Below are 13,206 nucleotides of genomic sequence, written 5' to 3' on the forward strand. Positions count from 1 at the left end.
TTACTAGACTAGGAGTCATGTCCTCGCAAAACCTTGGCAAACAGGAAAAACCTGATGACCCCGACCAGTCTCCCGCGAACGCAAAACCGGAGGGGGAACCTCGTGCGGGAAAAAATCCTCGCGACAAATCCGGAAAAGCCCCGACACCGAAACAATCCCTGTGGCGCACCGCGGCTGACGTGTGGCCGTTCGTAGTGGGGTCTTTCGGGTTCGCGCTGGCGGCGTACTTTTTGACCTACGCCGGCTCGGCCTACGAACAGCCGAACTCGCTGACCACCGGGGCGACCGTCACGCTGATGATTGCCGGGTCTTGTGTCCTGGCTGCCACCGTGGGCTTGGTTCACCTGGCGTTTTTTGTGTCCGCAAAAGTGTTGTGGGCCATTGGGGCTGGTCTGGGTGTGGTGCTGTCGGTGGCGGCCTTCGTTGTGGCAGGAATGCAGGTCGCGCCCGGCTTCGTGTTCGGCGTGGCGCTCCTGGTGCTATGCGTGCCGGGATACTTTCTGGGTCGGCGCGCTGATGCTTACCGCGCCCAGTTCCCCAAACGCAGCCATTTCCTGGGCGACTGGGACTAGGCATTGCGCCCGCGGCCAACCTCGCGGGACCGAGCCGGAACCACGGCTTTTTCCGACCACCATGCTGCAACCGCCACCCCCCGATGCCGACTTTGGGGGGCTAAACCCGACCCGAGCGGCTGACCGGGGACGCTTTTGCACACTACTTCAAAAGGACGTGCGCCCACGCAAGGCGTCGAGCTGGCGGCGTTCCTTTTTGGTGGGACGCCCCGTGCCGCGCGGTCGATAGATGACGGCTGCATTAGCGGGATTCGTCAAGCGTTGTGGGGTGACGTCCTCGTAACATTTCACGGCTTCGGGCGCCCCCACGCGCTTGGGAATCAGGGCTTTTACCTTCAGGACGCGGTCGAAACCCGCGACCCGTAGCCGTACCTCGTCCCCGACCCGCACCGTGCTGGAGGCTTTCGCGCTCACTCCGTTGATTTTCACGTGCCCGGCGCGCGCCGCCGCGGTCGCAAGTGTGCGCGACTTCACCTGTCGCACCGCCCACAACCACACGTCGACGCGCATTTTTTCCATTCCTCCAGTCTACCCGCAGCCGGGATTTTCGGCTGAAATCCGGGGTAATCCGGCGAAACTGCGAACCCTAGCGGGGCCGGGACTCGCAACCTATCCCGTCGTGATCCCCGTCAAATTTTTCCCGGAATCCCGGATCCTGCGGGGTGATGGGCCGGCCCAGGATTGCCCAGACTTCTCGGCAGTTGGCGTAGCTGGCTCCCGAGCCACCTGGCGCCCCGGGTGCGGGTTCTGCCGCGGGAGGGGCCGCGTCCTGCGGCGGGGGCGGCGGTTCTGTCGGAACAGAAGCCGGCACGGTTCCGGAGGACACGACCACCCCGCTATCGGCAGGCAGTGCCTGACCTGGGCAATTACTCAAGATACGTACCATCGCATCGCGTTCAGCTTCAGTCACCCACAGCCGATACTTCGCTTTGACCGCAATCTGGCGCGAAACGTAGGCGCACCGGAAGTCCTTGTGCGGCGGCAGCCACGTCGCCGCGTCACCGTCCGATTTTTGCTGGTTGAGCCGGCCGTCCACCGCCAGCAGGTTCAACGGATCGTTCGCCAGGGTTTCGCGCTGCGCGGCGGTCAAGGCTTGGGCGCCTTTCTGCCACGCGTCAGACAGGGCGACCACGTGGTCAATCTGGATAGCCGAGGCTTGTGACTTATCAAAATACTTGGTTTCACCGGAATAGGGCTCCGCCAGGATCCCGCTCAACACCACGCATCCGCGTGTGTTCGCGCGCCAGGTTTTATCGGTCAAATCGCGGTTAAGGATGTCGTTTCGGGTGTCGCAGCCGTTCCGGTCGATATCGCGCCACCTCTGGCCGAATTCCGCGCGCCGATACCCGGTTTTCGGCGCCCGCCCTTTCACCGGCAAGGTCGCCAGCACAGTCGCGGCGTCCCCGGTCGCTTCCGGCGTGGGTGCGGTGGTAGGTTCCACAGTGTTTTCTGGGGTCTGCGTGGGGGAAGTGTCAGAAGGCGTGGGGGTGGGTTCCACGGTCACTCGCGGCGCCTTGGTGGAAACGGTTGGGCTAGCAGAGACAGCAGGCTCAGAATCGCTGGCTTTGCTTCCCAGCACGTTGCCGCAAGCCACCACGGCACACAGCACCCCCGCGCCCACCAGCAGCTTCTTGGTCTTGCTGGTTTTGGGTGAGCTCTGAGCCGGTCTGTTCGGCGGCGCCGGGATTCCTTTCACAGGCTCATTTTAAAGCGCAGACAGGCTTTTTTGAGCGACGGGCCGCATCCCCTGTTGCAAATTGGCGATTAAATCTGGGTTGCCGGTCTATATAACCACCTACCCCGATTTAATCCCCGATTTCTTACACATTTGCTCATGACACCCCCAAATCAGGACCCACCCGGCGCGAGATTTTGCGCCGCAAGGAAAACAGAGTTAAAAGAAATTGAGAGGAGTTTATGATGAACAATCTGGATATAAACGCCGCAGTCGCTCAGCTAGGTTCATGGCCGGACGAAACCTATCAATGGCTACACCGGCATCCTGAACTTTCGATGGCAGAGACAGAAACCTGCAATTTTATTGAGAAACAGCTGCAGGACTTTGGCTATCAGACTGAAATAATCGGTGGGGGCGTGGTTGGGATACTACAAAATGGCACGGGTAATACCACGCTTTTCCGCGCCGACATGGACGGACTACCGGTGAGAGAAGAGACCGGGTTGGCTTATGCCTCCACTATCACTCGACGTGACCGGGACGGAAACGAAGTACCGGCGATGCACGCCTGCGGACACGACGTACACATTACTGCTGGTCTGGGGGCAGCGCGAGTGCTTGCTGAACATCGCGATAGCTGGAGTGGCACCCATATCGCCCTCTTTCAGCCCGGTGAAGAAACCGCTGAGGGAGCGAAATCGATGATAGAGGCGGGTCTGGTCGAAAGAATTCCTCGCCCCGACGTTGCTTTCGGTCAGCATGTTCTGACCGGTCCCATGCCCGCCGGCTCAGTCGGCACCCATATCGGCGCGATTTTGTCTACTGGCGCGTCCTTGAAAATTACGTTGCATGGCAAGGGCTCGCATGGCTCCATGCCTCACATGGGCATTGATCCAGTGGTACTTGCCTCGGCGATTGTGTTGCGGTTGCAGACTATCGTTTCGCGCGAAATCGATCCTTTTCAGATGGCAGTAGTGACCGTGGGGTCGGTGCAAGCTGGCACAAAGTCAAACATCATTCCCGAACGCGCCACCCTTTTGGTCAATATCCGCGCTTATGACATGGAGGTGCGCGAACACCTACTGACAGCCATAAAACGAATTGTTAACGCCGAGTGCGCCGCGGCAGGCAGCCCGGAACCTGCCGAGTTCGAGCTTTATGATTCCTATCCCCTGACCGCTAATGAACCGCAAACTACCGAAAAAGTGACGCAGGCATTTATTGCCCACTTTGGTGCTGAGCGGGTAGGCGATTGCGGCGAGGTTCCCGCTTCCGAAGATTTCAGCACTATCCCTGACGCGTTCGGGATTCCCTATTGCTATTGGGGTCTAGGAGGTTTCCGCGACAACGACCCCAAATTTCCTAACCACAACCCCAAGTTCGCTCCGGTCATGCAACCCACGCTAACTACGGGCATCGAAGCCGTACTAGCTGCGGTGATGGTTTGGTTGGGGAAATCGGAACAGGGGTAATGTCCCCTTTACCTCAAATTACGCCCACGTTTGGCGCTACGCCTATATATGCGTATAGTTAGAGGTGTTAGGGCATCCGCTCTAACAAAGGTAAAGCCCCAAGGTTGCATCTTGGGGCTGGAGGACAAGGAGATTAAGATGATCGCATTCATCGAAATCCTGGTTTCCTTGCCTGAGGCAATTCTAGCACTGATTCTCATCCGTGAGAAGGTGCAGAAGCCGAAGGATAGTTAGGAAATCGCCCCGTCCCTTCACGGGGGCGGGGCTTCCTCCAAAAAAAGGGGCTACCATGTTTCTTTCACTGCGCGGCATCGCTGCCTACACCGGTCTTTCCGAAAACACGCTAAAGGCGTACTCCCAGCGCGGCTATATGCCCGCGCCCGATGTCAGGATAGGCACGGGCGAAAAAGTCACAGCCAACGGCTGGTCTACCGACACTATCGACCATTGGCTGGCTAATCGCCCGGGGCGCGGGGCGCGTACCGACCTGAAAAAGGCCCAAAAGCCCAACGGCGGATCAGTGAAAAACGGCTCGAAAAACGCCGAAATACCGGATACAAAAAAGCTCCCGCGGCTGGATTCGAACCAGCAACCTGCCGATTAACAGTCGGACGCTCTGCCGTTGAGCTACGCGGGATTGCGGATAAGATTCTAACAGAACCTTTTCGCGAATGTCCACTCGCTGCGAGGTTACCGGTTTTAGGCCGGTAGGCCCGCCATGTCGCGTACCTGGGATTCCAAGCTGGACAGAGCGGGCAGGTCACCCGGCGCCAGCGCCCCGAAAGCGACGACTTCGGAAAAGCGGCTTCCGTCCGCCTTGGCCCGCACCGAAATCCGCACTTTCGTCCCGGAGGGCAGTGTCGAGAACTGGGTATAGATTTGGGACTTTTGCAGGTACATGCGCGCGTAGTCCCCGAAGGCCTTGAGCATGGTCGACTCCGGGTTCTTTAGCAGCAGCGGCGCTTTGCCCGGGTCAGGCCAAGACACACTCAAAGTGTCGGTATCGCGGTCCCACCCAATCTGCTGCACCTCGTGCCACTCCCAGCGAGTCACCTCGCTATCTCGCCTGATTAAGCCGCTAGGGTCGGCAAACAGCCACAAGTCATGGTCCGCAAAGTACAGCGGTACACAGTTGCGTCCACCGCGGGGCAGCAGCGGTTTCAGTTCCGCGGGGATTTTGCTTTTCCTCAAGCCCATGAACTCAACTGTATAACAGGGCGACGCTGTCCCGCCCAGGCATTTCGCCGGTTCGGGCGGTGGCACCGAAACCTCGAATTCCCGGCGCTCAGAAATACCACCTGAGCTCGGTAACTTGTTAGGATGTTTACGCCCTGTTAGCTCAGTCGGTCAGAGCAGCGGACTCATAATCCGTTGGTCGTGGGTTCAAGCCCCACACAGGGCACTTGACCTGCACATATATTCGGCTTAAAAACCATAACTATTCTGGCACCATGTATGGCACCAGGTATGACCATTGTTTCGCGAGAAATTCGAGCCTGGGACTTGTGTCTACATTGCCTGTGTAGGAGGACTTATTACCCGCTTCGGTTCCCGCACAGGGCACTTTTTTGTGCGAAAATCAGCTCTTTCCCGCGACGTTTTTCCCGCTTCACGCTAGACTGGTAAACCTAGCCGAAAGGGAACAAAAATGCAGATACACGCGATTGGCGGAGACCTCACCGAGATGAATGTGGACGCGATTGTAAACGCCGCGAACTCCTCACTATTGGGGGGCGGCGGTGTCGATGGGGCGATTCACCGGGCGGCCGGTCCGGAGCTGCTTGCGGCCTGTCGCGAGTTGCGCGAGACTCGTTTTCCCGACGGTCTGCCGGTGGGCCAAGCGGTCGCCACCAGGGGGTTCAACCTGGAGGCGCGGTGGGTCATTCACACCGTCGGGCCCAACCGTCACGCCGGACAAACCGACCCGCAGCTGCTGCACGACGCTTTTGCGAACTCCTTGAGTGAAGCCGCGCGGGTGGGCGCCCACGACGTGGCGTTTCCCGCCATATCCGGCGGAGTCTACGGCTGGGACATGGCCGAGGTAGCGCGCATCGGCGTGGCAGCCGTACGCGAGTGGGCCGCCGGTACCCACCCCTCTCGTGACACCGACCCGACCGGTGATTCCGCAGCTCAAAGCCCCTCCCAAAACGCAGAAACCCCGATAGACAACGTGTATTTCGTGCTGTTTTCCCCCGACGCGCTGGAGCTGTTTCAAGCCGAAATCGCCCGCACCGAACCGGAGGATGACTCCTGGCCTCCCGACGACTTCGAGTTGGCGCCGGGGGACACGAAAACCCACCGCAACGGCATGACCTTGGTCGATGCCTATTGGATTCCTGATGAAGAAGTCGCCTCGTATCGAGCCGATCGCAACGCGGCGGCCGCGGCCTACACGGAGGCGTTCCGCGCCGAGGGCTACCGGGTGTTTCGCGAATGGGCTGGCTCGGAGGACGGCGAGGCCATCACCGCCAGCGATAACGCGGGCAACCTCCAGGCCATGATGCACTTAGATCCCCAAGCGGTTCAGGAGTGGCAGGAATTCTCGGCGAAATATGGCGCCAATGCCCATGCTGAACTGGTCAAAGCCATCCGCGCCGAGCATCAGTATCTCAAGTCGGCTCCGACAGACTAACCCCGCTGCCCGCGGACAAACCGGCGGCACGCCAGCTTTTACCGAACCTCGCCAGCCCGCCGAACCTTATCCGATATGGCACTGTGCTCGCGGCGCTCCTGCCGGGTCGTCTGCGCCAGTCTGCGCCAGTCTGCAACAGCCCCTGCCCCGCACTTCACCGGGAGCGCCGGTTCGCCTCCCGCAAAGCCCGCTGCGCCTCGCGGTCGTCCTCGCGCTGGCGGATAGTTTGACGCTTATCCCACTCCTGCTTGCCTTTCGCCACCGCAATCTCCACTTTCGCGCGTCCGCCCACGAAATACAGCTCTACCGGCACAATCGTGTAGCCTTTCGCGGCGACCGCCCCTTCGAGTTTCGCAATCTCGCGCTTATGCAACAACAGTTTGCGCTTGCGTTTCGGAGCGTGATTCGTCCAAGAACCGTAAAAATATTCCGGAATGTTCGCCCCTTGCAGCCACGCCTCCCCGCGGTCGACCTCAACCCACGCTTCGGTGAGCGAAGCCCGTCCCATCCGCAAAGCCTTGACTTCGGTGCCGGTCAGCGACAATCCCGCCTCGTAACGGTCCTCCAAAAAATAATCGTGCGCGGCCTTCTTGTTCCGGGCGATGACTTTCTTGGCGTCCGACTCCGCTTTGGCACGCTGAGAAGGGGTCAGCTTCCCCGACTGACCCGCCCCCGTAGCAGCTTTTTTACCCATAGAGTGCAATTTTAGCGCAAAAGCGCGGTCTGCCAACTTTTCCCTGCGGCGCTGCCCGGACGTCACAAGGCCGGGTGGCCGCCAGCCCGTCACGGACTCGTCACGGATTCGCCACGGTTTCGTCTCGGTTTCGTCACCGATTGGTTACCGATTAGTTACGAACACATCACCAGGCCGCCCGCTCGCCTACCCACTCTGGTGACGCCGCCCTCGTGAGGCGACCGCCTACAGCACCCCCAGCGGGTTGATAGTTTTCCCGTTTTGCCACACTTCAAAGTGCAGGTGGCACCCGGTAGAACCGCCGGTAGAACCAACCAAGCCAATGACCTGACCCTTCTGCACGGAAGCACCGACCGAAACTTTGAACTGGGACTGGTGGCGGTAGGTAGTCTGCCACTTGGAGCCGTTGATGGTGCCGTGATTGATATAAGTCGATTTCCCGCCGGCTCCATCCCAGCCAGCGAAAGTCACCGTTCCGGACTGAGAGGCATAAATCGGGGTACCGCACCCTATCCCGAAGTCCGTCCCGGCATGGAGCCGCCGCGTCTTCGTGATGGGGTGGACCCGGTAACCGTAAGGCGAGGTCACCGACAGCGACGATAGGGGCGCGCCAAAAATCCCCCCCGAAATGGAGCGTGCCGGCATGCCGCTCGGCTGTTGATTCAGCGCGGCAATTCGCGCCGCCGCGGCCGCTTGCGTGGCCTGTTCGTCCGCAATCTGTTTTTCAAACGCCGCCCGCTGATTGTTCAACTGCCCTTGCTGGGCGACCTGCCTTTGTTGCAAATCCTGGAATTCCCCCAGCTTTCGCTGCTGTTCAGCGCGAGCCTCATCGGCGGCTTGCACCGCCTGCTGAGCCTGCGTCTCCAGCTCCCCAATTTTCACAGTCACGGCCTCCTGGCGAGCCCGAGCGTTGTTATTGGCCGCGTTGGCCTCTTGAGCTTCCACAATGGCACGATTTTGCGACTTGGTCGCCGTGGCTGCCACCTGTGCCCGCAGCGTGAGTTCATCTAGGGACTGGGAATCTAGCAGCAGCGAAAGCGGCGAAGTTTCCAGCATCGCCCCGCGATAAGCCATGCGCGCCATCTGACCGATAGCGACTTGCGTTTTTTCAATGGTTTCCTCGCCCTTCGCAATCTGTTCGCGCAGTTCCTCTTTCTGGCGATTCGCAATCTCTAACCGGCTCTGGATTTGCTGATGTTTCGCCTGCGCATCAGCCAGTTTCGCCTGCGCATTGGCAACCTCAGCTTGCGCCGCGGGAATAGCCGCCTTGGTTTGCTCCAGGGACACCGCCAGCTGCACCAGATTCGCGTTAACCCCCTCCAGCTGGGCCGCCAGTTCCGCTTGCTTCTTTCTGGAGGCGGCCTGTTGCGCCTCAAGTTTCTTGCGTTCGTCGGATTTCTTGTCAGCCTTCACAAGGCCGGTCGCGCTCGCTCTCGCGGTCGCACTAGCGTTCGCGGGGGTGAGCGCCGCGTTGGCATAACTGAGCGAAACTGTAGACATCGAGGCGATCCCGAGTGCCGCCAGCGCCCCCACCAGGGCGGTCAATTTCCTTCGCACGTGCTCACCTCCTTCTCGGTCGCCACACCGCAAAGCGTGATGTTTCAAGTTTAGCCAAATACCGCGACTTTCCCCGTCCGAAACATTGCCAACGGAACCCTAAACTCTGGTGTAGCGGTTCAGGGATGCCGCCGAAGCCACGACCGCCAGCAAAATGGCCGCTAACACCAGGAACGGCGCGATGAGCAACACATCGTTGGGTGAAATGAGCTGGACGACCCCGGAAAGTCCCGACATCCAGGACCCGACCAGGAACTTTACGCTGGCCCACAGAATCGCCACCGACCCTAGGGCACCAATCGTCGCCGCGACAGCGCCCTCCACCATGAACGGCAGCTGCACAAACAGGTTCGAGGCTCCGACCAGGCGCATAATGGACGTTTCACGTTCCCGACTCATCGCGGACAGCCGAATAGTGGTGGTAATCAACAGGACCGCGGCGATAATCATCGCCACCGCCAGCCCGATAGCCAGGTAGGTCGCCTGATGCAACCCGGTCAGCAGCTTTTCCAGAATCTGCTTTTGGTCAATGACCTGGGCGACCCCGTCACGTCCCTGCAACTCCTCGACGACCACGCGGTACTGCTCCGGGTTCTTCAGCTTGATTCTAAACGATGCCGGCATCATATCCGCTTTGACATATTGGTAATACTGTTCCGTGCCGGCCAGCTTCTTAAAACTCTCGAAAGCCTCTTCCTTCGTCTCAAAATACACATTGTCGATGTACTTGCTGAGCCGCTCGGACTTCAACTGTTCGTCAATCGCCGCGATCTGTGCCTCGCTGGCCTCCTGACCGTTGCAGTTGGGAGACACATCGTCCTTGGTACACATCGACACGGAAATCTCGATTTTGCCGTACCAGGTATCGCGCAGGTTGCCAATCTGCATCTCTGCCAGCACCGCCGACCCCACAAACAGCAGGGAGACACAAGTCACGATCACCACCGCGACCGTCATCGCCAGATTGCGCCGCAAACCCTGGCCTACCTGGGATAATACGAAAGTTAGTCGCATTACTTACGGCCTCCTTTCCGTGCCGCCCCCGCACCTTTCGGTTTCGCTAACTCCCCCGCGCTGTCAGAAGGGCGGTCGTCGGCGGCATCGGTTCCTTTCGGGGCCGAGGCTCCGTAGATGCCGCGAGCCTGGTCGCGCACGACCCGTCCTTCGTCCAGTTCGATGACGCGTTTACGCATCTGGTTCACGATTTCTTCGTCGTGGGTGGCCATCACCACGGTGGTGCCGGCCCGGTTGATCCGGTCCAGCAGTCGCATAATGCCCAAGGACGTGCCGGGGTCCAGGTTTCCGGTCGGCTCGTCGGCTAACAGAATGGGTGGGCGGTTCACCATGGCGCGAGCAATCGCCACGCGCTGCTGCTCGCCGCCACTGAGCTCGTGGGGAAAACGCTTGTCTTTGCCACCCAAACCAACCATCTGCAGTACTTCGGGGACGACCCGACGAATGACGCGACGCGGCTTGCCGATGACCTGCAGGGCAATCGCCACATTGTCGTACACGTTCTTGTTTTCCAACAGGCGAAAGTCTTGGAACACCACTCCGACTTGGCGGCGCAGCGCCGGCACTTTCCACCTCGACAATCGCCCCAGGTCCTTGCCCAGGACCAGAATCTTCCCCTCCGTGGCGCTCTCTTCGCCGAGCACCAGCGAGAGGAACGTGGACTTTCCCGATCCGGAGGCTCCGACCAGGAATACGAACTCGCCTCGGTCGATAGTGAGCCCCACGTGGTCCAGCGCCGGGCGCGCTCCCCGCTTGTAAATTTTGGTGACGTTGTCGAAGGTAATCAACCTTTTCCGCTCCCCAGTTCAGTTTTAGATACGCTACTAAGTCTATTTATAACGAAACGATAAAAACGGAGTGACACCCGCAGAAGTGCAATCGCAGGGGAAAAACGCGATTATTACCGCGCAAAAGGGCGCTCGCGGGGGGAATCCTTCCGGCCTGGTCGCGGTGGGCCCCCTACTGGTCGCTGTGCTTTTCCTGATGCTTGCGCCAGCGAATCGCCGCGTCGATGAATCCGTCCAGGTCGCCGTCAAATACGCTGTCCGGGTTGCCCGATTCATAGCCGGTTCGTAGGTCTTTGACCAGCTGTTGCCCATAGAGGAAGTAGGAGCGCATCTGATCTCCCCAAGAAGCTTTGACGTCCCCCGCCAGCTCCTTTTTCTTATCGTGTTCTTGCTGGTGACGCAGCATTAGCAGGCGTGACTGCAGCACGCGCATCGCGGCGGCTCGGTTTTGAATCTGGGATTTTTCGTCCTGCATCGAGATGACGATACCGGTGGGCAGGTGGGTCAGTCGCACCGCCGAATCGGTCGTGTTCACGGACTGGCCGCCCGGACCGGAGGACCGGAACACGTCAATCTTGATGTCGCTCTCGGGCACTTCGATGTGGTCGGTTGTCTCGATCAGGGGAATGACCTCCACCGCCGCAAAGGAAGTCTGGCGCTTGCCCGCCGCGTTAAACGGGCTGACCCGCGCCAACCGGTGCGTCCCGGCTTCTACTGACAACATCCCGTACGCATAAGGAGCATCGACCTGGAACGTTACCGACTTAATCCCCGCTTCTTCCGCATAGGACGTATCCAGCACCTTCGTGGCATAGTTGTGTCGTTCGCAATACCGCAGGTACATCCGCAGCAGCATCTGCGCGAAGTCGGCAGCGTCCACCCCGCCCGCTCCGGAACGGATGGTGACGACCGCGAAACGTTCGTCATATTCCCCGTTCAGCAGGGTTTTCACCTCCATCGCGTCCAGGTCCTGTTTCAATGTTTCATAAGTGTGTTCCGCATCGGTGAGAATCGCGTCGCGGTCCTCCCCGCTTTCTTCCGCCCCCAACTCGACCAGGGCTTCCATATCGTCAATCCGCGCCTGCATCGCCCGTAAACGCTGCAAATCGGCCTGCGCCACCGACAGCGATTGCGTGACTTTCTGGGCGTTTTCTTGGTCGTCCCACAAGTCCGGGGCGGCGGCTTGTTTCGTCAAGTCGGCAATCTTTTGCTCCAGCAGCTCGGGGTCCATCACCGCCGAAATCGTCGCGAAAGACGCGCGCAGTTTTTCAATCAGGGGCTGAAAATCATCGGGGGAAATCACCTTTTTACCTTACTGGTAATCCGGTGTGGTTCTCAAATAAGTTGCGCTGCGTGGCGTCTGGTTTATACTAATCCGGTGGCTCGCATCTCCGAGTTTAATCCCGGCCGCAAAATCTCGGCGGCATTTTTGATAACTATCCTGGTGGGAACGGTATTGCTGATGCTTCCGGTGTCCCGGAGCGGAGCTGCGGTCGCGACGACTTTCGACATCGTCACCCCCCGAACTATTCCCACCGGCGTCCCCATCTTCGGGCCAGCGTTCGCCGGCGGCGCTCCCCTGTCGATTGCGCTGTTCACCGCCGCTTCGGCCACCAGCGTGACGGGACTCATCGTGGTGGACACGGGCAGCTACTGGTCCACTTTCGGTCAAGCTGTCGTCCTCGTGCTCATTGAGTTAGGCGGCATCGGCACCATGACCATGGTCACCCTGCTCGCCTCGGCTCTGCGTAAACGCGCCACTTTCGAGGACCGTGCCATCGCCAAAGTGTGGTTCGGCCTGACTCCGCGCGAAGTGCGCCATTCTGTGGCGCAAATCGTGGTCGCCTCGTTCCTGTTGCAACTGGTGTTTTCTGTCTTTAACAGTCTCTATCTGTGGTTTTCCGGGCACGCCGCCTCACCGCTCCAGGCGGTGGCGCACGGGGTTTTCCTCACGGGTTCCGCTTTCAACAATGCCGGTTTTGCCCCTTACGAAGACTCCCTGATGAGTTTCAGCGCCGACCCTTTCTTGCTGTTGAGCCTGGCGGCGCTCATCGTGATAGGAGGCTTGGGCTTCCCCGTCTGGCTGATGCTCTACCGCAACGGCCTGCACTGGTGGAAGTGGGGCATGACTACCCGCATCATGCTGCTGGGAACCGCGGTGGCGATTGTTTTCGGCTGGGTCGCCATCACGGCTCTGGAATGGCACAATCCCCATACCCTCGGCGCGATGCCCGTACCGCAACGTTTCCTCAACGGGCTGTTTTCCTCCGTTTCCCCGCGCACCGCGGGTTTCAACTCCCTCGACATTTCCCAACAGTACCCGGAGACCTGGCTCATCACCGATGGGCTGATGCTGATTGGCGGGGGTCCCGCCGGTACCGCGGGAGGGCTGAAAATCACTACGGTGACCGTGGTGATGGCGACCCTCTGGGGTGAGATTCGAGGGGCTCACGCCATCAATATCCTGGGCTGGCGCCTGGCGCGTTCGGCCCAGCGCCAAGCCTTGGCGGTGCTCTCGCTGTTTTCCGGCCTGGTCGCGGTGGGAACTTTCCTGCTGATGCTCTTTACACCTTTCAACTTAAACCAGTGCCTGTTCGAAATCTGTTCCGCTCTGGGTACCGTGGGTCTGAGTACCGGAATCACCCCCATGCTGCCTGTCGCGGCGCAATTCATGGTAATAATCTTTATGATTCTGGGACGTGTCGGACCGCTGACCTTGGCCGCGGCTCTCGCGACCCGGAAACGGCCGGTAGCCTACGAACTTCCTCGTGACCACCCCCTCATCGGTTAGGACAACGC

General features: G+C 59.7%; 12 protein-coding genes and 2 tRNA genes. 5 read left to right on the plus strand and 9 right to left on the minus strand.

Annotated elements, in window-relative coordinates:
* Nucleotides 1–17 precede the first annotated feature (17 nt).
* On the plus strand, nucleotides 18–572 hold the full coding sequence (locus tag RDL66_RS06940; RefSeq protein ID WP_308536123.1) for a hypothetical protein: 555 nt from the start codon (nucleotides 18–20) through the stop codon (nucleotides 570–572).
* A gap of 147 nt (nucleotides 573–719) precedes the next feature.
* Here RDL66_RS06940 and RDL66_RS06945 read toward each other — a convergent pair whose 3' ends face one another.
* Together RDL66_RS06945 and RDL66_RS06950 are read right to left on the minus strand one after the other, a co-directional pair.
* Entirely contained in the window at nucleotides 720–1,091 is a 372-nt protein-coding gene (locus tag RDL66_RS06945) for a S4 domain-containing protein (RefSeq protein ID WP_308536125.1), read from the minus strand.
* A 67-nt stretch (nucleotides 1,092–1,158) separates the two neighbouring features.
* Complete coding sequence (locus RDL66_RS06950) at nucleotides 1,159–2,268, minus strand: DUF1524 domain-containing protein (protein ID WP_308536126.1); 1,110 nt, start codon at nucleotides 2,266–2,268, stop codon at nucleotides 1,159–1,161.
* A 224-nt stretch (nucleotides 2,269–2,492) separates the two neighbouring features.
* On the opposite strand from RDL66_RS06950, the gene RDL66_RS06955 reads away from it, so the two are divergent.
* Nucleotides 2,493–3,722 (plus strand): amidohydrolase, encoded by a 1,230-nt coding sequence (locus RDL66_RS06955; RefSeq protein WP_308536153.1) that lies wholly within the window; start codon nucleotides 2,493–2,495, stop codon nucleotides 3,720–3,722.
* Nucleotides 3,723–4,287: 565 nt separating this feature from the next.
* Here the strand turns inward: RDL66_RS06955 and RDL66_RS06960 are convergent.
* Both RDL66_RS06960 and RDL66_RS06965 read right to left on the minus strand, forming a co-directional pair.
* Nucleotides 4,288–4,359: transfer RNA gene (locus tag RDL66_RS06960), tRNA-Asn, on the minus strand.
* Between the two features lie 62 nt (nucleotides 4,360–4,421).
* Nucleotides 4,422–4,919 carry a hypothetical protein gene (locus RDL66_RS06965; protein WP_308536128.1) on the minus strand — a complete coding sequence of 166 codons (498 nt, stop codon included), beginning with the start codon at nucleotides 4,917–4,919 and terminating at the stop codon, nucleotides 4,422–4,424.
* Nucleotides 4,920–5,050: 131 nt separating this feature from the next.
* Here RDL66_RS06965 and RDL66_RS06970 point away from each other — a divergent pair.
* Nucleotides 5,051–5,124: transfer RNA gene (locus RDL66_RS06970), tRNA-Ile, on the plus strand.
* Between the two features lie 246 nt (nucleotides 5,125–5,370).
* Nucleotides 5,371–6,354 carry an O-acetyl-ADP-ribose deacetylase gene (locus RDL66_RS06975; RefSeq protein ID WP_308536129.1) on the plus strand — a complete coding sequence of 328 codons (984 nt, stop codon included), beginning with the start codon at nucleotides 5,371–5,373 and terminating at the stop codon, nucleotides 6,352–6,354.
* 154 nt (nucleotides 6,355–6,508) lie between these two features.
* On the opposite strand, the gene smpB is transcribed toward RDL66_RS06975, so the two are convergent.
* The 5 genes from smpB to prfB form a co-directional block, all read right to left on the minus strand.
* A complete protein-coding gene (smpB, locus tag RDL66_RS06980; RefSeq protein WP_308536130.1) occupies nucleotides 6,509–7,048 on the minus strand; it encodes an SsrA-binding protein SmpB in 540 nt (179 codons plus the stop codon).
* A 225-nt stretch (nucleotides 7,049–7,273) separates the two neighbouring features.
* A complete protein-coding gene (locus RDL66_RS06985; RefSeq protein ID WP_308536131.1) occupies nucleotides 7,274–8,605 on the minus strand; it encodes a peptidoglycan DD-metalloendopeptidase family protein in 1,332 nt (443 codons plus the stop codon).
* 99 nt (nucleotides 8,606–8,704) lie between these two features.
* Nucleotides 8,705–9,619: a permease-like cell division protein FtsX gene (gene ftsX / locus RDL66_RS06990; RefSeq protein WP_308536132.1), complete on the minus strand. Its 915-nt coding sequence runs from the start codon at nucleotides 9,617–9,619 to the stop codon at nucleotides 8,705–8,707.
* Nucleotides 9,619–10,407 carry a cell division ATP-binding protein FtsE gene (ftsE, locus tag RDL66_RS06995; protein WP_308536133.1) on the minus strand — a complete coding sequence of 263 codons (789 nt, stop codon included), beginning with the start codon at nucleotides 10,405–10,407 and terminating at the stop codon, nucleotides 9,619–9,621. The genes ftsX and ftsE overlap by 1 nt, the downstream gene beginning before the upstream one ends.
* A gap of 172 nt (nucleotides 10,408–10,579) precedes the next feature.
* On the minus strand, nucleotides 10,580–11,710 hold the full coding sequence (gene prfB, locus RDL66_RS07000; protein WP_297724288.1) for a peptide chain release factor 2: 1,131 nt from the start codon (nucleotides 11,708–11,710) through the stop codon (nucleotides 10,580–10,582).
* Nucleotides 11,711–11,785: 75 nt separating this feature from the next.
* Here prfB and RDL66_RS07005 point away from each other — a divergent pair, with 75 nt between their 5' ends.
* Nucleotides 11,786–13,198, plus strand: coding sequence for a potassium transporter TrkG (locus RDL66_RS07005; protein ID WP_308536134.1), 1,413 nt, complete (start codon nucleotides 11,786–11,788; stop codon nucleotides 13,196–13,198).
* Nucleotides 13,199–13,206 lie beyond the last annotated feature (8 nt).

It is taken from the genome of uncultured Mobiluncus sp. (genome assembly GCF_902488535.1).
Classification (GTDB): domain Bacteria; phylum Actinomycetota; class Actinomycetes; order Actinomycetales; family Actinomycetaceae; genus Mobiluncus.

Excerpts from the sequence above, each read along its gene's own strand:
- RDL66_RS06940 (WP_308536123.1), top strand. The coding sequence starts at position 18 with ATGTCCTCGCAAAACCTTGGCAAACAGGAAAAACCTGATGACCCCGAC.
- RDL66_RS06945 (WP_308536125.1), bottom strand. The coding sequence starts at position 1,091 with ATGGAAAAAATGCGCGTCGACGTGTGGTTGTGGGCGGTGCGACAGGTG.
- RDL66_RS06955 (WP_308536153.1), top strand. The coding sequence starts at position 2,493 with ATGAACAATCTGGATATAAACGCCGCAGTCGCTCAGCTAGGTTCATGG.
- RDL66_RS06965 (WP_308536128.1), bottom strand. The coding sequence starts at position 4,919 with ATGGGCTTGAGGAAAAGCAAAATCCCCGCGGAACTGAAACCGCTGCTG.
- RDL66_RS06975 (WP_308536129.1), top strand. The coding sequence starts at position 5,371 with ATGCAGATACACGCGATTGGCGGAGACCTCACCGAGATGAATGTGGAC.
- smpB (WP_308536130.1), bottom strand. The coding sequence starts at position 7,048 with ATGGGTAAAAAAGCTGCTACGGGGGCGGGTCAGTCGGGGAAGCTGACC.
- ftsX (WP_308536132.1), bottom strand. The coding sequence starts at position 9,619 with ATGCGACTAACTTTCGTATTATCCCAGGTAGGCCAGGGTTTGCGGCGC.